This window comes from Streptococcus sp. CL5.50 (assembly GCF_049738015.1).
In the GTDB taxonomy this organism is placed as follows: domain Bacteria; phylum Bacillota; class Bacilli; order Lactobacillales; family Streptococcaceae; genus Streptococcus; species Streptococcus mitis_CA.
Genome location: NZ_JBKOTR010000013.1, coordinates 1 through 20,879, shown reverse-complemented (window position 1 = coordinate 20,879; position 20,879 = coordinate 1). Strand labels below are relative to the sequence as shown.

20 protein-coding genes and 1 pseudogene are annotated in these 20,879 nt (G+C 38.1%); 16 read left to right on the top strand and 5 right to left on the bottom strand.

What is annotated here, in order from left to right; all coding sequences use genetic code 11:
- Positions 1-192: 192 nt before the first annotated feature.
- Both nrdE and nrdH read right to left on the bottom strand, forming a co-directional pair.
- A complete protein-coding gene (gene nrdE / locus ACLNCV_RS08250; RefSeq protein ID WP_261126504.1) occupies positions 193-2,352 on the bottom strand; it encodes a class 1b ribonucleoside-diphosphate reductase subunit alpha in 2,160 nt (719 codons plus the stop codon).
- Between the two features lie 80 nt (positions 2,353-2,432).
- Entirely contained in the window at positions 2,433-2,651 is a 219-nt protein-coding gene (gene nrdH / locus ACLNCV_RS08245) for a glutaredoxin-like protein NrdH (protein WP_000259240.1), read from the bottom strand.
- A gap of 350 nt (positions 2,652-3,001) precedes the next feature.
- Between nrdH and ACLNCV_RS08240 the strand changes: the two genes are divergently transcribed.
- The 5 genes and pseudogenes from ACLNCV_RS08240 to ACLNCV_RS08220 form a co-directional block, all read left to right on the top strand.
- Positions 3,002-3,265 carry a phosphocarrier protein HPr gene (locus ACLNCV_RS08240; protein ID WP_000146947.1) on the top strand — a complete coding sequence of 88 codons (264 nt, stop codon included), beginning with the start codon at positions 3,002-3,004 and terminating at the stop codon, positions 3,263-3,265.
- Between the two features lie 5 nt (positions 3,266-3,270).
- Positions 3,271-5,004, top strand: a complete 1,734-nt coding sequence (ptsP, locus tag ACLNCV_RS08235) for a phosphoenolpyruvate--protein phosphotransferase (protein WP_025171156.1) — start codon at positions 3,271-3,273, stop codon at positions 5,002-5,004.
- Positions 5,005-5,136: 132 nt separating this feature from the next.
- Entirely contained in the window at positions 5,137-5,634 is a 498-nt protein-coding gene (locus ACLNCV_RS08230) for a YkgJ family cysteine cluster protein (protein WP_004254496.1), read from the top strand.
- A gap of 205 nt (positions 5,635-5,839) precedes the next feature.
- A complete protein-coding gene (locus ACLNCV_RS08225; RefSeq protein ID WP_424845079.1) occupies positions 5,840-7,591 on the top strand; it encodes an LPXTG cell wall anchor domain-containing protein in 1,752 nt (583 codons plus the stop codon).
- A 63-nt stretch (positions 7,592-7,654) separates the two neighbouring features.
- Positions 7,655-8,002: pseudogene (locus ACLNCV_RS08220) on the top strand (hypothetical protein); the annotation flags it as partial.
- A 159-nt stretch (positions 8,003-8,161) separates the two neighbouring features.
- Here ACLNCV_RS08220 and dhaQ read toward each other — a convergent pair.
- Complete coding sequence (gene dhaQ, locus ACLNCV_RS08215; protein ID WP_261126506.1) at positions 8,162-9,151, bottom strand: DhaKLM operon coactivator DhaQ; 990 nt, start codon at positions 9,149-9,151, stop codon at positions 8,162-8,164.
- The gene (gene dhaS, locus ACLNCV_RS08210; RefSeq protein ID WP_000168606.1) at positions 9,148-9,678 is read right to left on the bottom strand and encodes a dihydroxyacetone kinase transcriptional activator DhaS; all 531 of its coding nucleotides are present in this window, start codon (positions 9,676-9,678) and stop codon (positions 9,148-9,150) included. The genes dhaQ and dhaS overlap by 4 nt, the downstream gene beginning before the upstream one ends.
- 153 nt (positions 9,679-9,831) lie before the next feature.
- On the opposite strand from dhaS, the gene dhaK reads away from it, so the two are divergent.
- The 11 genes from dhaK (at position 9,832) to pdrM (ending at position 18,961) form a co-directional block, all read left to right on the top strand.
- Complete coding sequence (dhaK, locus tag ACLNCV_RS08205) at positions 9,832-10,821, top strand: dihydroxyacetone kinase subunit DhaK (RefSeq protein WP_261126507.1); 990 nt, start codon at positions 9,832-9,834, stop codon at positions 10,819-10,821.
- Positions 10,822-10,842: 21 nt separating this feature from the next.
- A complete protein-coding gene (dhaL, locus tag ACLNCV_RS08200; protein WP_045611538.1) occupies positions 10,843-11,418 on the top strand; it encodes a dihydroxyacetone kinase subunit DhaL in 576 nt (191 codons plus the stop codon).
- Positions 11,418-11,792, top strand: a complete 375-nt coding sequence (dhaM, locus tag ACLNCV_RS08195) for a dihydroxyacetone kinase phosphoryl donor subunit DhaM (RefSeq protein WP_045611539.1) — start codon at positions 11,418-11,420, stop codon at positions 11,790-11,792. Before dhaL ends, dhaM begins: the two co-directional genes overlap by 1 nt.
- A gap of 750 nt (positions 11,793-12,542) precedes the next feature.
- Entirely contained in the window at positions 12,543-13,274 is a 732-nt protein-coding gene (locus ACLNCV_RS08190; RefSeq protein WP_261117362.1) for a hypothetical protein, read from the top strand.
- Between the two features lie 509 nt (positions 13,275-13,783).
- Positions 13,784-13,996 carry a hypothetical protein gene (locus ACLNCV_RS08185; RefSeq protein WP_033628842.1) on the top strand — a complete coding sequence of 71 codons (213 nt, stop codon included), beginning with the start codon at positions 13,784-13,786 and terminating at the stop codon, positions 13,994-13,996.
- 59 nt (positions 13,997-14,055) lie between these two features.
- Positions 14,056-14,274, top strand: coding sequence for a hypothetical protein (locus ACLNCV_RS08180; RefSeq protein ID WP_084888092.1), 219 nt, complete (start codon positions 14,056-14,058; stop codon positions 14,272-14,274).
- A gap of 124 nt (positions 14,275-14,398) precedes the next feature.
- A complete protein-coding gene (locus ACLNCV_RS08175; protein ID WP_049544589.1) occupies positions 14,399-15,091 on the top strand; it encodes a YjjG family noncanonical pyrimidine nucleotidase in 693 nt (230 codons plus the stop codon).
- A 61-nt stretch (positions 15,092-15,152) separates the two neighbouring features.
- Positions 15,153-15,806 carry a uracil-DNA glycosylase gene (locus tag ACLNCV_RS08170; protein WP_153210383.1) on the top strand — a complete coding sequence of 218 codons (654 nt, stop codon included), beginning with the start codon at positions 15,153-15,155 and terminating at the stop codon, positions 15,804-15,806.
- A gap of 9 nt (positions 15,807-15,815) precedes the next feature.
- Positions 15,816-16,280 carry an NUDIX hydrolase gene (locus tag ACLNCV_RS08165; RefSeq protein WP_001135768.1) on the top strand — a complete coding sequence of 155 codons (465 nt, stop codon included), beginning with the start codon at positions 15,816-15,818 and terminating at the stop codon, positions 16,278-16,280.
- A gap of 12 nt (positions 16,281-16,292) precedes the next feature.
- Positions 16,293-17,561, top strand: coding sequence for a dihydroorotase (locus tag ACLNCV_RS08160; RefSeq protein ID WP_424845078.1), 1,269 nt, complete (start codon positions 16,293-16,295; stop codon positions 17,559-17,561).
- 41 nt (positions 17,562-17,602) lie between these two features.
- Positions 17,603-18,961, top strand: a complete 1,359-nt coding sequence (pdrM, locus tag ACLNCV_RS08155) for a sodium-coupled multidrug efflux MATE transporter PdrM (RefSeq protein ID WP_424845077.1) — start codon at positions 17,603-17,605, stop codon at positions 18,959-18,961.
- Between the two features lie 207 nt (positions 18,962-19,168).
- On the opposite strand, the gene xerS is transcribed toward pdrM, so the two are convergent.
- Entirely contained in the window at positions 19,169-20,239 is a 1,071-nt protein-coding gene (xerS, locus tag ACLNCV_RS08150) for a tyrosine recombinase XerS (protein WP_084926368.1), read from the bottom strand.
- Positions 20,240-20,879 lie beyond the last annotated feature (640 nt).

The following is a 20,879-nucleotide window of genomic DNA, read 5'->3' as shown; positions in this document are numbered from 1 at the left end:
TTGAAATCTCTTTCTGTGTTTAGTATTGCGAACTCACAATTATTTCTATTTTATCATAATTCTAGAGGAGTATCGCACAAAAAGTCGGAGGACCGACTTTTTAGTTTTTCATAGTATAGATGCTTATTCCAGTTTAGTTTAGCAGGGTGAATGAATACTTATCTGAGAAAATGTAGTTTCCTCAAGCAAAGATTAAATCACACAGCTTTCACATTGGTTAGCACCGACTTCTCCACCATCATCTGTAAAGGTACGGACGTAGTAGATAGACTTGATACCCTTGTTAAAGGCATAGTTACGAAGGATTGACAAGTCACGTGTCGTTTGTTTGTTTTCTTTCTTCCATTCGTAAAGTCCTTTTGGAATGTCACTACGCATAAAGAGTGTGAGTGAAAGTCCTTGGTCCACGTGCTCAGTTGCAGCAGCGTAGACATCAATCACCTTACGCATATCCATGTCGTAAGCAGAAGTGTAGTAAGGAATGGTTTCTGTTGACAAGCCAGCAGCAGGATAGTAGATTTTACCGATTTTCTTTTCTTGACGTTCTTCGATACGTTGCGTAATCGGGTGGATAGAAGCAGAAACATCGTTGATGTAACTGATAGAACCATTTGGAGCTACAGCAAGGCGGTTCTGGTGGTAAAGTCCATCTGCTTGAACCTTGTCGCGCAGTTCAGCCCAGTCAGCAGCACTTGGGATAAAGACATCTTTGAAAAGTTCTTTAACACGGTCTGATTTTGGAACAAATTCGCCAGTTACATACTTGTCGAAGTAGCTTCCGTTAGCATAGTCTGATTTTTCAAAGTTGTGGAAGGTAATACCACGTTCACGCGAGATATTGTTTGACTCTACCAAGGTCCAGTAGTTCATAAGCATGAAGTAGATGCTGGTGAATTCAACAGACTCAGGTGATCCATACTCAATCAGTTGTTGGGCAAGGTAGCTGTGAAGTCCCATGGCACCAAGACCAAAGGTGTGGGCTTGGCTATTTCCATGGTCAATCGTTGGTACAGCTACGATGTGTGAACTATCTGTAACGAAAGTAAGGGCACGAACCATAGCACGGATAGAACGACCAAAGTCAGGGGAAGTCATCATGTTAACCACGTTGGTTGAACCAAGGTTACATGAAACGTCCGTTCCCATTTGAAGGAATTCTTGAGCATCGTTGATCAAGCTTGGTTCTTGGACTTGAAGAATCTCAGAACACAAGTTACTCATGATAATCTTACCATCAACAGGATTTGCACGGTTAGCCGTATCAATGTTGACGACATAAGGGTAACCAGACTCTTGTTGCAATTTAGAGATTTCAGTTTCCAAATCACGCGCCTTGATTTTTGTCTTGCGGATATTTGGATTTGCGACCAATTCATCGTATTTTTCAGTGATGTCGATGTAGTTAAATGGCACACCGTATTCAAGCTCTACTGAGTATGGGCTGAAGAGATACATTTCTTCATTTTTACGAGCCAATTCGTAGAATTTATCGGGTACTACAACACCAAGTGAAAGGGTCTTTACACGAACTTTTTCATCGGCGTTTTCTTTCTTAGTTGAAAGGAAGGCGATAATATCTGGGTGGAAGACGTTGAGGTAGACAACACCAGCACCTTGACGTTGACCCAATTGGTTTGAGTAAGAGAAGCTATCTTCGAAAAGTTTCATAACTGGAACGACCCCAGAAGCTGCTCCTTCATAGCCTTTGATAGGTGCACCAGCTTCACGAAGGTTGCTGAGAGTAATTCCCACACCACCACCGATACGTGAAAGTTGAAGAGCTGAGTTGATAGAACGTCCGATAGAGTTCATATCATCAGTTACTTGGATCAGGAAACATGATACCAATTCACCACGACGAGCACGTCCAGCATTCAAGAAGGAAGGAGTAGCAGGTTGGTAGCGTTGGTGGATGATTTCATTGGCAATATCGATGGCAACAGCTTCATTGCCATCAGCGAAATAAAGGGCGTTAAAGAAGACGCGGTCTTCCATACTTTCAAGATAATATTCACCGTCGTTTGTCTTCAAGGCATATTGATTGTAAAATTTATAAGCTGCCATGAAAGACTTGAATTGGAAGTTTTGTTCTTTGATAAATTGAGACAATTCTTCCAAAAACTCTGGACGGTATTTCTTGATAAAGGCTGTTTCGATGTAGTTGTGTTCAATGAGGTATTTGATTTTATCTTTGATTGAATCAAAAACCATAGTGTTTGGAACTACATTTTCTTTAAAGAAAGCATCCAAGGCTTCCTTATCTTTATGAAGCATGATTTGTCCATTGACAGGACGGTTGATTTCGTTATTGAGACGGAAGTAAGTCACGTCCTCAAGATGTTTTAATCCCATAAAATTTCCCTTATCTAATTACAAAAGAAAGGCTTCTAAGTTAGCCCTAGAAGCAGTTTCTTCTGGATGATGTACTAAGATTATGCTAATTGTTTCAACTTTCCTGGTTGGAAACCTGAAAAGACTTCAGTTGGTGTTTGGATAACAGGAGCTGCGCTGAAACCGAGCTCTTTAACTTGATCGATGTACTCAGGTTGCTCATCAAGATTGATTTCACGATAAGCGACATTATTACTGTCCAAGAAACGTTTGGTCATCTTACATTGGACACAGTTGTTTTTAGAATAAACGGTTACCATTGTGTAACTCCTCTTTCAAAATAGATTACTTTCTTAGTATATCAGAAAATAAATTTTTGTCAATGATTTAAAACTAAATATAGTGGTCTATTTTTCTACTCAAGGTTACAAAACACAATATGTAGTGTTTGTTTTATGAAATAGTGATAATTATCCTAGAAGTAGTTTTTTGGAAAACTATATCCTGTGTTTTGTTATCTAGAATAGAAGATTTTCAGCAAGTTATCTGAAAGGAAATCGAATAAATCCCATAAAATACTTGAAAAAAATCCTAGAAGATGATATAATACCAAATTGTAAGGGTTATCACATATAACTCAAAAAAGAAAGAACAAAAGGAGAGTCAAACTATGGCTTCTAAAGATTTCCACGTAGTGGCAGAAACAGGTATTCACGCACGTCCAGCAACATTGTTGGTACAAACTGCAAGCAAATTTGCTTCAGATATCACTCTTGAGTACAAAGGTAAATCAGTTAACCTTAAATCAATCATGGGTGTTATGAGTCTTGGTGTTGGCCAAGGTGCTGACGTAACTATCTCAGCTGAAGGTGCAGATGCAGATGATGCTATCGCTGCAATCTCAGAAACAATGGAAAAAGAAGGATTGGCATAAGGAAGATGACAGAAATGCTTAAAGGAATCGCAGCATCTGACGGTGTTGCCGTTGCAAAAGCATATCTACTCGTTCAACCGGATTTGTCATTCGATACTGTTTCAGTCGAAGATACAAACGCAGAAGAGGCTCGTTTGGATGTAGCTCTTGAAGCTTCTCAAAACGAGCTTTCTCTTATCCGTGAGAAAGCTGTAGGTACGCTTGGTGAAGAAGCGGCTCAAGTTTTTGACGCTCATTTGATGGTTCTTGCTGACCCAGAATTGATTGGTCAGATTAAAGAAACAATCCGTGCTAAGAAAGTCAATGCTGAAGCAGGTCTTAAAGAAGTGACTGACATGTTCATCACGATCTTTGAAGGCATGGAAGATAACCCATACATGCAAGAACGTGCAGCGGATATCCGCGACGTGACAAAACGTGTATTGGCAAACCTTCTTGGTAAAAAATTGCCAAACCCAGCTTCTATCAATGAAGAAGTAATCGTAATTGCGCATGACTTGACACCATCTGATACAGCTCAATTGGACAAAAACTTTGTAAAAGCTTTTGTAACAAACATCGGTGGACGTACAAGCCACTCAGCTATCATGGCACGTACACTTGAAATTGCAGCTGTATTGGGAACAAATAACATCACTGAAGTAGTGAAAGACGGCGATATCCTTGCCGTTAACGGAATTACTGGTGAAGTGATTATCAACCCAACAGATGAACAAGCGGCAGAATTTAAAGCAGCTGGTGAAGCTTATGCTAAACAAAAAGCTGAATGGGCACTTTTGAAAGATGCTCAAACAGTGACTGCTGACGGTAAACACTTCGAGTTGGCAGCTAACATCGGTACTCCAAAAGACGTTGAAGGTGTTAACAACAACGGTGCAGAAGCTGTTGGACTTTACCGTACAGAGTTCTTGTACATGGATTCTCAAGACTTCCCAACAGAAGATGAGCAGTATGAAGCATACAAAGCTGTTCTTGAAGGAATGAATGGTAAACCAGTGGTTGTTCGTACAATGGATATCGGTGGAGATAAGGAACTTCCTTACTTCGATATGCCACATGAAATGAACCCATTCCTTGGATTCCGTGCCCTTCGTATCTCTATTTCTGAAACTGGAGATGCTATGTTCCGCACACAGATCCGCGCTCTTCTTCGTGCTTCTGTTCATGGTCAATTGCGTATCATGTTCCCAATGGTTGCCCTATTGAAAGAATTCCGTGCAGCTAAAGCAGTCTTTGATGAAGAAAAAGCAAACCTTCTTGCTGAAGGAGTTGCAGTTGCGGATGATATCCAAGTTGGTATCATGATTGAAATCCCTGCAGCAGCGATGCTTGCAGACCAATTTGCTAAAGAAGTTGACTTCTTCTCAATTGGTACAAACGACTTGATCCAATACACAATGGCAGCAGACCGTATGAACGAGCAAGTTTCATACCTTTACCAACCATATAACCCATCAATCCTTCGCCTGATCAACAACGTTATCAAGGCAGCTCACGCTGAAGGTAAATGGGCTGGTATGTGTGGTGAGATGGCTGGCGATCAAAAAGCTGTTCCACTTCTTGTCGGAATGGGCTTGGATGAGTTCTCTATGTCAGCCACATCGGTCCTTCGTACACGTAGCTTGATGAAGAAATTGGACACTGCTAAGATGGAGGAGTACGCTAATCGTGCCCTTACAGAGTGTTCAACAATGGAAGAAGTTCTTGAACTTCAAAAAGAATACGTTAACTTCGATTAATGTCATTAACCTTGTAACTTAGTTGCAAGGTTTTTTGATACATTCGGGAATAGTATAGTCTTGTGAAGTCCACTTTTCAATGATGAAGAGGCATGATATAATAGGAGAAACAAATAGAATAAGAGAGAAATCATGTCTAAAGAAATTGATATTGAGTATTACCACCAGCTAGCCTTGCAAAAGCAGAAGGAGCATCGAAAAGTTTTAGCAAATTTAAAGAAAAAGCCACCTAAGAACTTGGATAAAATTGTCCAGCAGATTCATCAAGAAGTCTTTGCAGAGATTGATTGTACCGCCTGTGCTAACTGTTGCAAGACATTGGGACCTGACTTCAAGGAAGCAGACATCACTCGTATTGCTAAGTACTTTAAGATGAAATTACCAGCTTTTGAAGCGGAGTTTCTGCAGGTAGATGAAGATGGTGATAAGGTTTTTAAATCCATGCCTTGTCCCTTTCTAGGAGGAGATAATCTCTGTTCCATCTATGAAGTTCGTCCAAAGGCCTGTCGAGAATTTCCCCATACGGACCGTAAAAAAATTCATCAAATCAATCATTTAACGATTAAGAATACTTTGACCTGTCCAGCAGCCTATCTCTTTGTTGAAAAGTTAAAAGAAAAAATCGAATGAAGGAATCTTTATTCAATTTTTTATGTACTTTATGATGTAATATCAAATAATTATTCTCCTTCCCCAAATAACATGTAATATTGTTAAACTTATTAAATGATTGTTTGTGAATTAAGCGTTTATATGGTATAATGTTTGTAGAAATGTTATTAATATATGGGATTTTGCTAATGCATGATTCCTTCCATTTAAGGGGAAAAACTGTATGAAAAAACTTACTAAGTTTGGCATCATTACAATGTCTGTCTTTGCTCTAAATTTAGTTTCTCAGTCAGTAGTTCAAGCTGAAGGAACTAATAGCGAACCAGCAAATGTTTCAGAGACACTAGGTATTACTAATTCAACTGATGCTGAGAACACTTCTTCAGTAGACAATAGGGTTGCACCAGACCCTACTAGTGACACCTCACGAAAATCAGACGAACCAGATGGTAGCAATATCATTGATGAAGGCGGTTACGTCAATGTTGAAGGGCTTCCAGCACATTTTAGTGAAGATGGTAAAAGTGTCGTCTACAATTACACCGTAGCCTTTAAAGGAATGCACTCAAGTACTCATGGCGAAACAGTCGAAGGCGTTCGTGTTCGTATACCAGAAATAGTTGGTTCTAAAGTTGATTTCACTTTGATCGGAACACGTGATGCTAATGAAAATCCTGTAGATGTCAATGTTCCTATGAAAGAGTTTTCGTATAATAAAGATATGGAATCAACTGATGGAAAGGAGATTGTTCCAACTGCAGAAGAACTAGCGGCTGGTAAGAAACCTTCCATTGTTAATATGAATGATTATTATGACAGTGAACGTGAATCTTTCAATGATAAAGTTAATATATATGCTGTTAGTTCACAAACATTGAGATCAACTGCTTTTCGTGTATCTGTGACCGTACCCTTGGAGGAAGCTAAGAAGATCAAGTACTTACCAATTGACGCTAGATTTGGTTGGAAATGTTCTTCTGAAAGTAGGCTTGGTTCATATGAAGAAGGTTGCCAAATTCTAGAAGATTATCCTCAAACTCGCCCATATTATAAAGACAGTAATGGAAAAAATACTTATGGTGCTCTAGCTAATCCAAGCTTAGTAGATGATACTTATGTTCAGAATGATCATCTAATTAGGTCAGTTTCAAACCAAAATACTTATATCACACCAAATAACGGTGACTGGAAAACTATTCCTCATGATGTTAATATTAATCCTGAGACCTTCTTTAATTATGTTAAAATTTTTAACTCGAAATACAATCCTTCTGTTAAATATTATGCTTCAGAATTTGAAGATATGGCTGATCAGGATGTTTCTACGCTTCATTATGGAGATGTAGTGGTAGACTATGTGATTAAAGGAACAAATCAATCTATTAAGGAGACTTATAAAGACACACCATTAACTTCTATTTATGGATCTGACGGAAATCTTGTGACTTATAATGCTGCTGAAAACGCAGATGAGCGTCCGTCTTCTATCACTGTAGATGGTAAAAAATACAATCTAGTTGGTGTTTCTTCAACATCTGCACCTGAAACAGGTCAGTTAAAAGAAGGTACAACTCATGTTATCTATGAGTATGAGAAAGAACCAGATCCAAAACCAACACCAGATCCAGAGCCAACTCCGGATCCAAAACCAACTCCGGATCCAAAACCAACTCCGGATCCAAAACCAACTCCGGATCCAAAACCAAGTCCGGATCCAAAACCAACACCAGATCCAGAGCCAACACCAAATCCAGAGCCAACTCCGGATCCAAAACCAATACCGAATCCAGAGCCAGCTCCAAAACCTGTTCAACCAGAAAATGTTCAATCTACTGAGCAAAAATCAGATCCAGAAAAAGCTCAGTTACCAAATACAGGAACTTCTGATTCGCCATTAACTATGAATCTTCTTGCTATTTTAGCTGGAATCTTTGGTATTTCACTTTTCAAAAAAAGTAAAAAATCAGAGAACTAAGTAAATAGTTTTAAAAAAAGTCATCCAAATTGGATGGCTTTTTAGTGTAGTCCCCTATATTTCTATAGTCTACTCACTATTTTCTTTTTAGCATTTAGCCGTATCTACGAGTCCTTTAGTTTTGGGGAGAGCTCCCTTCATATGCACTATCTCTTTGTGGTTCCTCTAGTAGGGGGTATCATTCTGGTATTATTGTTGAAAACCATCCCAAACTTAGGGCGACTCAGTCTAAACTTGTGGAACTCGGCAGTTGCAGTACTAACAGCAGGAATGCTCTTTCGTGGAATCGTCCACCTATCAGGTCGTTCAACGACACTAGATCAACCCTACTGGTATGTTGGTCTAGCCTTTACTATTTTGGCTATAGCATCGCTTTCCCTTCAGAAGAGGAACAGTAAGAAATTAGTTTAAAAATGAAGAAACTGGTTGTTGAGGAACAGCCAGTTTTTTGATAGAAGAATTGTAAGGTATAGATGGACTATTTGAAATGGCAAGAATGAGTTCTTTTAAACGTAAGATAAAAGCAAAAGGCTATCAAGTGATGTAGCCCTTTTGAGTTATACAAGCAAATTACCATGCAAAAGCTGTCGTTGTAGCATTGAGGGCTTCTAGCCATTGCTTATTTTTTACAGGGCAAAGAGTTACGGATATACCTGCCATATCTAGACTGGTCATAAATGTTCCTGATTTTATAAAGGTAATAGTGACTCCTTCAATTTCTAAGAGTTGAAGGAGATCATTGACAAATATGCCCATTTCTAGGTTGGTACTAGTACCTAGATTATTTATAAGTAATATGAATTGATCTCCTTTTTTCCAATGATAGTGCAATCTTAATTTACTTATAATTTCATTTGCAAGAATTTCCGATGATTGGAATGGGACGATACGATAGCCTTCTTCTCCATGTATCCCAATACCATAAGAAATATTTCCTTCTTCTAAGTTAAATAGTGGACGGGTGGCTTGGGGGAGACTAGCAGATTTCGTTGCAAAGCCAATTGTTGCGATTTCGGGAGCAAGCTGATGACCTAAATCGGTTAGTTGTTCTATGTCGGCACCATTTTGAGATGCAAATCCTAGGATTTTATGAAGTAAGATTGTCCCTGCAAGCCCTCTTCCTCTAATTTGAAATCTATTGTGAGGTTCAATAGAAATATCGTCGTGTGCTAGACTATAGCCGACCTTAATTCCTTCTTGTCTAGCAGTATTAATGGCCCAGCTAAATTCTTTGATGTCTGCTTCGAAATTTTTTACAATGATGAAGACACCGTGACCATTGTTTAAAAAACGAATGGACTCTAAGATTTCAGTTCTTGTAGGAGGAGTAAATAATTGGCCATAGATAGCAGCGGTAAGCATTCCTTCTCCCACATATCCAATATGCGCAGGTTCGTGACCGGAACCTCCACCCGACAATATTGGAACCTGATGAGGATTGCGATTTTTTTGATAGACTAATGGTAAGGTAGGGTGTTTTTCTAATTCAGGATGACTGCTGACAGTTGCCGAAATGTAACTTGAAATAATTTTCTGTTTATGATTTGAAATAAATGTCATTGTGGTCTCTTTCCAATAATTGTCATGATTAGAAAGTCTGGTTGTGGAACTGGACTTTTTTTATTGACGTAAGCCTTCACGATTTCTGCTAGAGCATGTGAATGATAGTCTAACAAAAAACAAGTATAAGCAGATGAATCGATATCAATCTGACCGTATTCTCTTAAAATTTTTGATACAAGCAAGCGACAGTAGCTGATAAAGTGGTCATAAAAGTTATTTTGTCCTTGAATATCAAAAAGTTGAATATAAAAGTCACGCTCTTGTTCGAAATAAAAAAATAATTCTTGTAATAGTTTTTGGCCTGAAATGAAGTCCAAGTTATTGGTGATATACTCGGTTAAGTCATTTTCAAATATCCAGTCTAGCAGTTCATATTTGTCAAGAAAGTGATTATAAAAGGTCTGTCTACGAATGCCAGCTGATTCCATGATATCTACAATGGAGATTTTGTCAAATTCTCTAGTAGCTAATAGGTCTCTAAATGCCTTGGCAATCCGTTTTTTTGTAATAAGTGATGATGCCATAGGAAGCCTTTCTTTTACTTACTTCATTTTACCAAAAAAATGTTTTAAACGGGTTTAAAAGGGGACAAATAATAGAATCTGTCCCTTATCATCCAGCAATAAAAAATATATAATGAAAGCGAAAACAAAGGTACATACCGAAAGGAGTTTCTCATGAAAAAAATTATAAATAAACCGACACAAGTTGTTGATGAAATGTTGCAAGGATTGTCATTCATGCATGATGACTTGGTTCAACGCTTAGATGGTTTTGATGTCATCGTTAGAAAGGCAGAAAAGACAGGAAAAGTTGGTCTCATTTCAGGTGGAGGTTCAGGGCATGAACCAAGTCATGCTGGATTTGTAGGAGATGGAATGTTGTCTGCTGCCATTTGTGGAGCAGTCTTCACTTCACCTACTCCGGACCAAATTTTAGAAGCCATTAAGGCGGCTGATGAAGGTGCTGGAGTTTTCATGGTCATCAAGAACTATTCTGGGGACATTATGAACTTTGAAATTGCACAAGAACTTGCTGAAATGGAAGGCATTGATGTAGCAAGCGTTGTGGTTGATGATGATATCGCTGTTGAAAATAGTCTCTATACCCAAGGGCGTCGAGGTGTTGCAGGTACTATATTAGTCCATAAAATTTTGGGTGCTGCAGCTCGTTCTGGTAAATCATTATCTGAAATGAAGGACTTGGCCGATAAACTTGTCTTAGAAATTAAAACAATTGGGCTGGCCTTGTCTGGAGCAACTGTTCCAGAAGTTGGGAAACCAGGTTTTGTTCTAGAAGATGATGAATTTGAATATGGAGTTGGTATCCACGGTGAGCCAGGATATAAAAAAGAGAAAATGCAACCTTCAGCACAATTGGCCTCAGAATTGGTTGAAAAACTATCTGAAGGTTTCCAGCTTAAGGCTGGTGAACGCTATGGTCTTCTCATCAATGGTTTAGGAAGCACTCCTCTTATGGAACAATACGTATTTGCAAATGATGTGGCTAAATTACTCCATGAAAAAGGTGTTGAGTTGGCATTTAAGAAAATTGGAAACTATATGACCTCAATTGATATGGCTGGCTTGTCATTAACATTGATTCGATTGGCAGATGATGAGTGGTTGGATGCTCTAAATGCACCTGTTACTACACCAGCTTGGTAAAACTCAAGGAGGAAATGTCAAATGAATGCTGAACAAGCTCTTGAATGGATGAAGCTTTTTAATGAAAAGGTTCAAGAACAGAAAGATTACCTTAGTGAGCTAGACACCCCTATAGGAGATGGAGACCACGGTGGAAATATGGCGCGTGGCATGGCTGCAGTTATGGAAAACTTAGAAGGAAAGCAATTTGAGACCAGCAGTGATGTGTTTAAGCTTGTCTCAATGCAACTACTGAGTAAGGTAGGCGGTGCTTCTGGTCCCTTGTATGGCTCTGCTTTTATGGGCATGGCCAAGGCTGATTCTAATTCGAAAATAGAGGAAATCTTACAAAGCGGTTTGGATATGATTGTCAAACGTGGGAAAGCAGAAGTTGGAGAAAAGACAATGGTTGATGTTTGGACTCCTGTTATTGCTGCCTTGTCTGCTGGTCAATTGACTCAAGAGGTTATTGATCAGGTAGTGAATGCTACCAAAGATTTACTTGCAACTAAAGGAAGGGCATCTTATGTAGGAGAACGTTCTCTTGGACATATTGATCCTGGATCATTCTCATCAGGATTACTCTTTACTTCTCTTTTAGAAACTGGGGTGGTTTAATGGGAAGTATTGGTCTTGTTATCGTTTCACATTCCAAACACATTGCACAAGGTGTTGTTGAACTGATTAGTGAAGTAGCTAAAGATGTTCCGATTACTTATGTAGGAGGAACCGAAGATGGAGGAATTGGAACGAGTTTTGATCAAGTAGATAGGGTTGTTTCCGAAAATCCAGCAGATACTTTATTAGCTTTTTTTGACCTAGGTTCTGCTAAAATGAACTTAGAAATGGTGGCTGATTTCAGTGATAAAAGTATCATGATCAATAGGGTTCCAATTGTAGAAGGTGCCTATACTGCAGCAGCTCTTCTTCAGGCTGGTGCAGAACTGTCAGTTATTCAAACACAGTTGGCGGAGCTTGAAATCAATAAATAAGGAATCTTACTATAACTCTTTTTATAGGTGGGCTATTGATTATCTCAACTATCAAATTTTAAGTAAATAATTTCAAAATCAGAAAGGGATTGCTTTGGGCAGTTCCTTTTTAATGTAAAAGGAGTGGAATCATAGCGTTTCTAAATTGTTAATACTCTTCGAAAATCAAATTCAAACCACGTCAACGTCGCCTTGCCGTACTCAAGTACAGCCTGCGGCTAGTTTCCTAGTTTGCTCTTTGATTTTCATTGAGTATAATAATTCAAAACTGATTGTGATGGGACTATTCTAGCTTTAGAATCCTTCAAAAATTAAAATTTAAGGCAATCAATTACTTAGAAGAGTGCGAAAACATTTAATTTATAGGAATTCTAAGTCTAGAATTACATGGATATTTATGAAGTTAGGATATTCGATAGTTAGGATTGTTCTATTCTGAAAGATTTGAGCTGTCAATCTTCTAGAATAGTAGTTTGCCAATGAATTTTGTTGAAAGATTCCTTGTTTTATGGTAGTCTAAAGTAAAAGAAAGCCTTATCATTATATTTGTATCTTTAATCTGACTTGGTTTAGGTCTAGAAAAGGGATAGATATTTGGGGGTTTCAAATAATAATAATATTTTCACTTGCAAAAAATGTATTTCAACTTTACCTAATGTAGAAGAAGGAAATATCATAAAATGCTTATGACTTGTTTGAAAGAGAATGTAAACTAAAAATGGATTCCCTTTAAATATTAGGAGTAGGTAGATGAGTAATCTAGAGTCAATTCGTAAAGCGCATATCATCGTGTGGGGTGCCTATCTATTTTTATCATTAAGGGCGCCGCTAATTAGCAGCACAGAGTATTTCGTGCTTATTTTTTTAGCGTTTCTCTATTCAATAGTATCGCTACCTATATACTCTGTGAAGAATAAAATAGTATCTATTTGTTTGGCTATAAATTCGATTCTGTTAATGAGTTTTCCAATTTTAATCAATAAATATTTCCCAGGAAAGGTTTCTACTTATATCGTATTAATAAGTATTTTTATCCTGGAGTTCTTAATCTTTAATAAAATTGGTAGAGATTTTGATACTAGATTAGCTAGCGAGTATAGGAAAATCAGTCAGTTTAAAAGTAAGATGTCTCAATCTCTTTGGATAAAATATTTAGAGATTTCTAGTTTTATATTAACTATATTTCCATTTATTCTTCATGGTACAGTTGCTAATCGTGTATTTGCTCTTATCTTTTTGATAAAAATTTGTGTAGATACTACGATAAAGGTTCTATTAAATAGAATCTTTAAGAAAAGTAAGGTAATGAAAAGGAGGATATTTTCTCTTTTCACACTAGATTTGATGATTTATATATTTTTAGGTTATGTTTTAGTAATGCAAAAAGACGGATATCTGTTTTCAATTCTACTAATTTTTTCTAATTTCTCACTTCCCTTTATCAGAGAAAAAGAGTATGAACTATTTAAAAATAAGAAATGAGATAGATATGGTTAAATCTTATTTCTCTTTAAAATCAAATCAGGTAGAGAAAGGATATCTTATCTAGGTAACAAAGTGCTTTAAACGCAGTCGACGATTACTTATTGGAGAACTATCCTAACCATGCAACGTTAAAGAGGAGAAATCTTATGAAACTCGTATCACCAAATAATTATGCTGCTATTGAGTAAGAAGAGATGAGGTGTCTTGATGGGAGATTATCTCTACATAAAGACGGGGAATGTTACAGTAAACGTAGCTACTGCTTATTTTATGGGGAATTAAATATGTTTAAACTAAGTGATAAAGTCAGAGTGGTCTTTGCTCTTTTAGGAGTAAGTTCCCTATTGGTTAGTATGTATCTTATACCTTTTATTAAAACTGAGAATAAATTTTGGGAAATACTTTTATTTATATTAGGTGTATTGCTAATTGGAATTACGTTACTAAGTCATAAAAAAATTAAATTTTGGAAATAGCGTTAGTGAGAAGGACAGGATAATAGTATTATGATGGTTGTTTTAATTTTGATGGTTGTGGTATATCTGTATTATGTAATTACAGAGTATTTTCAGAATAGTTATATTGACTGTATACTATTTCTAACATTGCTGATTTCTCATTTGATATGGGATTACTATTTTTTGCCCATTGAAGTTTTAGTGGCATTAAGTGGAGTAAATTTGCTGTCAAGATTTTTCAAAAAAAAGAGAAGTCAATAGAGTTGTTAGTAGCTTGTTAGTGGATTATAAAGATGAAAGGTAAAATGGGGATATTTAAAATGAAACATTTTTTTGCAGGAATTGGTGAGATAAGATTTAGTAATTATCTATTGTCTCTATGTGTAGGACTAGCCCCTCTTTTTCATATCTATGTAATAGGCTCTGAAATGAGTTTTGTGAAAATAGTATTATCTATTTTGGGAGTCATATTTGTATGTATTTTAACTATTGCTCGAATTTATAGAAGATTTTTCTATAATAAAAATAAACTTGACTAGAATAGTATGGATTAGTTAATCAATTGGAACGATTATTCTTTGTGATACTATACCACTTTTAAGTTTTTACATTAAACAGCTGGCTGAAGTGAAAGTTGTTTATCTTAGAAAGGAAAACACCAAATTGTCCTACAAATTTCTACTCTTCGACCTCGACCACACCTTGCTTGATTTTGATGCTGCTGAGGATGTGGCTTTAACGCAACTTCTAAAAGAAGAAGGGGTTGCAGATATTCAGGCTTATAAAGACTATTATGTTCCTATGAACAAGGCTCTCTGGAAGGACTTGGAGCAAAAGAAAATCAGTAAACAAGAGCTGGTTAACACGCGCTTTTCTTGTTTATTTGCTCATTTTGGAGAGGAAAAAGACGGTAGTTTTCTAGCCCAGCGTTACCAATTTTACCTCGCCCAACAGGGGCAAACTTTTTCAGGTGCTCATGAACTTTTAGATAGCCTCATCGAGCGTGATTATGACTTGTATGCTGCGACAAATGGAATAACTGCCATTCAGACAGGGCGTTTAGCTCAATCTGGTCTAGCACCTTATTTCAATCAAGTCTTTATCTCTGAACAGTTGCAAACACAAAAGCCTGATGCCCTCTTTTATGAAAAAATGGGGCAGCAGATTGTAGGTTTTAGCAAAGAAAAGACGCTGATGATTGGAGATTCCCTAACTGCCGACATTCAAGGTGGTAATAATGCGGGGATTGACACTATCTGGTACAACCCTCATCACCTCGAAAATCACACACAAGCCCAACCGACTTACGAAGTCCATTCTTACCAAGACTTGCTGGATTGTTTAGATAAACTGTAAAAAGTGGTTTCCATAGCCACTTTTTGCTATAATAGAGGCAGTAAAAACGAAGGAGTTGGCTATGGAACACTCGTCTTGGCATGCTTTGATTAAGGCACAATTACCTGAGGGTTATTTTGGGAAAATCAATCAGTTTATGGAGCAGGTTTATGGTCAGGGGACTGTTTATCCACCCAAGGAAAAGGTTTTTCAGGCTCTCTTGACCACACCCCTAGAAAACGTTAAGGTGGTGATTCTGGGACAGGATCCCTATCACGGGCCAGGTCAAGCGCAGGGCTTGAGTTTTTCTGTACCGAACTCTATCCCAGCTCCACCATCCTTGCAAAATATCTTGAAAGAATTGTCAGATGATATCGGGGTTAAGAAATCTCATGATTTGACAGCTTGGGCTGAGCAAGGAGTCTTGCTTCTTAATGCTTGTTTGACAGTTCCTGCTGGACAGGCCAATGGTCATGCTGGTCAGATATGGGAGCCTTTTACGGATGCTGTGATTCAGGTGGTCAATCATCTAGATAGACCAGTCGTTTTTGTACTCTGGGGAGCTTATGCACGTAAGAAGAAGGCCTTAGTTACCAATCCTCATCACTTGATTATCGAATCAGCCCATCCTAGTCCTTTGTCAGTTTATAGAGGATTTTGGGGTTCCAAGCCTTTTTCCAAGGCCAATGCATTCTTAAAAGAAACAGGACAAGAGCCAATCGATTGGCTTAGATAAGGAGAAAATATGCCTCAGTTAGCGACGATTTGCTACATTGATAACGGGAAAGAATTGCTCATGCTCCATCGTAATAAGAAGCCAAATGATGTTCATGAAGGGAAATGGATTGGTGTGGGTGGTAAGCTAGAGAGAGGAGAGACCCCTCAGGAATGCGCGGCGCGTGAAATCCTCGAAGAGACGGGACTGAAAGCCAAGCCAGTTCTAAAAGGTGTTATCACTTTTCCTGAATTTACGCCAGATTTAGACTGGTACACCTATGTTTTTAAGGTGACGGAGTTCGAGGGTGACTTGATTGACTGCAACGAGGGAACGCTAGAATGGGTTCCCTATGATGAGGTTTTGAGCAAGCCAACTTGGGAAGGTGACCATACCTTTGTTGAGTGGCTTTTAGAGGATAAACCCTTCTTTTCAGCCAAGTTTGTTTATGATGGGGATAAATTGTTGGATACCCAAGTCGATTTCTATGAATAAAGGAGAAAGCAGATGCTACTAATTAAAAATGGTCGTGTAATGGATCCCAAGTCTGATTTGGATCAAGTGTGTGATGTCTTAGTTCAAGATGGGAAAATTATCAAAATTGCGCCTGAGATTAAAGAAGAAGGAGCAGAGATAATTGATGCTACTGGTCTTGTAGTTGCTCCTGGCTTGGTCGATATTCATGTTCATTTCCGTGAACCTGGTCAAACACACAAGGAAGACATCCATACTGGGGCACTAGCAGCTGCGGCAGGTGGTTTTACAACTGTTGTCATGATGGCTAATACTAGTCCAACCATCTCGGATGTAGAGACCTTGCAAGAAGTTCTCCATTCAGCTGCCAAAGAGAAGATTAATGTTAAGACGGTTGCGACCATTACTAAGAACTTTAATGGCCAAGACTTGACTGACTTCAAGGCACTCTTAGAAGCTGGTGCGGTTGGTTTTTCTGATGACGGTATTCCGCTTGAAAGTAGTAAAGTTGTCAAGGAAGCCATGGAGGAAGCCAAAAAGCTTAATACCTTTATTAGTCTCCATGAGGAAGATCCAGGTTTGAATGGGATTCTTGGCTTTAATGAAAATATCGCTAAAGAACATTTCCATATCTGCGGTGCTACTGGGGTGGCTGAGTATGCTATGATGGCGCGTGATGTCATGATTGCCTATGCAACCAAGGCCCATGTTCACATCCAGCATTTGTCTAAGGAAGAAAGTGTTAAAGTAGTTGAGTTTGCTCAGGGGCTAGGTGCGCAGGTCACAGCAGAAGTAGCACCACAGCATTTTTCTAAGACCGAAGCGCTCCTTTTGACACAAGGAAGCAATGCTAAGATGAATCCGCCACTTCGTTTGGAATCAGACCGTCGTGCCGTTATCGAAGGTCTCAAGTCAGGTGTTATCACAGTTATCGCGACAGACCACGCGCCTCACCATGCGGATGAAAAAAATGTCGAGGATATTACCAAAGCGCCATCTGGTATGACAGGTTTGGAAACATCCCTATCTCTTGGCTTGACCTATTTGGTCGAAGCTGGTGAGTTAAGCTTGATGGAATTACTTGAAAAAATGACATACAACCCATCCAAGCTTTACAACTTTGAAGCAGGTTACTTGGCTGAGAATGGCCCAGCAGATATCACTATTTTTGATGCTAAGGCTGACCGCCTTGTGGACTCCCATTTTGCTTCAAAAGCAGCTAATTCACCATTCATCGGTGAAACCTTAAAAGGGCAGGTTAAATATACCATCTGTAAGGGACAAATTGTCTATCAAAACTAGGTAGGAGTCTGCTCTGTAAACAAAAAGAATAGAGAGCCTATATGTACCAAACCCATCATTTTAAAGACAAGTTTATCTTATTTTTAAAGATATTTTTCCCTATCCTGATTTATCAATTTGCCAATTATTCTGCATCCTTTGTTGATACGACTATGACAGGTCAATACAATACCATGGACTTGGCTGGTGTATCTATGGCAACTAGTATTTGGAATCCCTTCTTTACATTCCTAACAGGTATTGTGTCAGCCTTGGTGCCCATCATTGGTCACCATCTTGGGCGAGGCAAAAAGGAAGAGGTTGCGTCTGATTTTTACCAGTTCATCTATCTGGCCTTGGGTCTATCTGTGTTCTTGCTGGGGATGGTACTTTTCTTGGCACCACCAATCTTGAATCATATTGGCTTAGAAGCACCGGTGGCGGCAGTAGCGATTCGCTATCTTTGGCTTTTATCTATCGGGATTATCCCCTTGTTGCTCTTTAGTGTCATTCGTTCCTTGCTGGATGCACTGGGATTGACCAAACTGTCCATGTACCTCATGCTTTTGTTACTTCCTCTCAATAGTGGATTTAACTATCTCTTGATTTACGGGGCCTTTGGTGTTCCAGAACTGGGAGGTGCTGGTGCTGGTTTAGGAACATCCTTGGCCTACTGGGTCTTGATGGGGATTTCTGTTTTGGTTCTATTTAAACAGGAGAAGCTCAAAGCCTTGCATTTTGAGAAACGCATTCCGCTTAATATGGATAAAATCAAGGAAGGAGTTCGCTTAGGTCTGCCTATTGGGGGAACTGTCTTTGCGGAAGTGGCTATCTTTTCCGTGGTTGGCTTGATTATGGCTAAGTTCTCGTCCTTGATTATTGCTAGTCACCAGTCAGCTATGAACTTTTCAAGTCTTATGTACGCCTTTCCTATGAGTATCTCATCGGCTATGGCTATTGTTGTTTCCTATGAAGTGGGAGCCAAGCGATTTGATGATGCGAAAACCTATATTGGTCTAGGAAGATGGACAGCACTTATTTTTGCAGGCTTCACCTTATCTTTCCTTTACATTTTTCGAGGAAATGTGGCTAGTCTTTATGGTAACGACTCAGAATTTATCGATTTGACAGCGCGTTTTTTGACTTATAGTCTTTTCTTCCAGTTAGCAGATACATTTGCGGCACCTCTTCAGGGAATTTTGCGGGGTTATAAGGATACAGTTATTCCTTTTTACCTTGGTTTGGTTGGCTATTGGGGCGTAGCAATCCCAGTGGCTATGCTATTTGATTCTCTAACAGATTTTGGAGCTTATTCTTACTGGATCGGCTTGATTATTAGTCTAATTGTGAGTGGGGTTCTCTACCGTTGGCGTTTAACTGTGATTATGAAGAGATTTGAATCCAGAAAGCTTGATTTTTAGAATTCCTGCAAGCAAAAATATCCTTCCTTATCTGCATTATTTTTGCTATGGTTAAATTAGTAGTAGGCAAATGAGAATTTCAAAAATATAGAAACAATTGATATTCCACGCTACTTTACTGGTATCCGATATAAAGAAAAAGAAGTTGCTTATTTTTAGCTGCCTCTTTTCTTGACATATATTTTACATAAGTTATATTACGTAAAATCATAAACTATCCAAGGCATTTTTTTGTTCATCATTGACGATATGGGTATAGAGGTCAGTGACTTGTGTGCTGGCATGTCCTAGCTGGTGACTGACCAAAACTTGCGATTTAGTGGCATCATAGAGCCTAGTTGCTAGGGTATGTCGTAGTTTATGAGGTGTTACACGGACTTTGAAGTCCTCAGAATACTTAGCAACCATTTTTTCAACGCTGGAAGCATCGATACGATTTGGAACACCTCTATACAAGGTTAGAAAGAGGGCTGTATCTGTTTTTTCCGTCTTATAGCGTTGATTTCGAATGGCTAGATAATTTTCTAAATAAGGTTTTGCAAAGGCAGCGACATTGACAGAGTCACGTTTCCCCCCTTTTCGAGTGACATCGATAACCATCATTTTTAGATTGAGATCTCTTAGATCTAAATTAACTGCTTCAGACAAGCGAACACCAGACGCCAAGAGAAGGGCGATAATGGCCAAATCACGTTCTTTATTTTTATTAAATGAAGATAGGGCGCGATTTGAAAGTTGTTGTGGATACTCTTGGTCAATATAAGTTAGAAAACTTTCTGTTTCATCACCTAAAAAAAGTTTTTGCTTGATGTTTTCAGCTCTGGCAGCAAGTGTTTCTTTCTTTTTCTTTGTTGAAACTTTCTTCATTACATTACGATAAAAATAAGGCTCTCCCTGATCGTTTTCAACCTCCTCGGTCAGATATTTGTAAAGACTAGAAAGTGCTGACAAAGTCCGATTGATGGTTGTCTGAGAAACTCCTTGCTTGGTTGTATTAGCATTCAGCAAAGGACGTTCACGTAGGTAAAGGATAAAGGATTCCATGTCTTTCTTAGACATATTTTCCAAGACAGATAAAGAAATATCAGATATTTTATCGGCATTTGAGATACCAGACTCTAAAACCCAGCTGAAAAATCGATCATATTCCTTGAGGTATTCGTACAAGGTTGTAAAACTGTAAGGAACAGCAAGCTTAGATTGGTAGTATTCAAGAACATACCAGGGCATGATTTGTTTTAGTTTGTCGATTCGTTCCAGTAAAATCTCACGTTTCATGTATTTCTCCATAAATAAGTCTACTAGTAGTATAGCATAGACTTATTTATTTTTCAAGAAAATTATAGTTTTTCGGAAAGATGTAGCAAGAAACTTAAAACAGTAGTCCAACTTTTTTATAAAAGTTTTAATAACCAAAACATAACTAAAAATTTTTTTCGTTCAAAATTGCCTAAAATGTACCTTATCAAAGTAAAAACTGGAATTTTTTCAAATGTACACTGTAACAAAAGTGAAATTCAAAACCTTATTAAATCAATGTTTTTAGGCTTGCAAGGGGTTTAAAAGGGGCTGATTTTGTACATTACGCATCTAAGCTACTGAATCAAAAAATGTACTTTATCTTGCCTTAAAATAAAGTACATTTCAATTATAAAGTACATTTTTCAAAGAGTGTACATTACGTCTTAAACTCAGTCGCATCAAAGGTTTATCCACTGTCTAAGGAAAAGTACAAAAATTTCCAGTTTTCAAAACTTCCACTTAAAATGTACACTATTAGAGTGAGGACTGAAATTTCTTCATTTGTATATTTTGATAGAAATGATTCTGTATGTGAAAAAGAAAAAACATTCCACTAACACTGAAAATGTAGATATTGCATCTATACTCTATAACTACAAAAAAGTCTCAATATTAT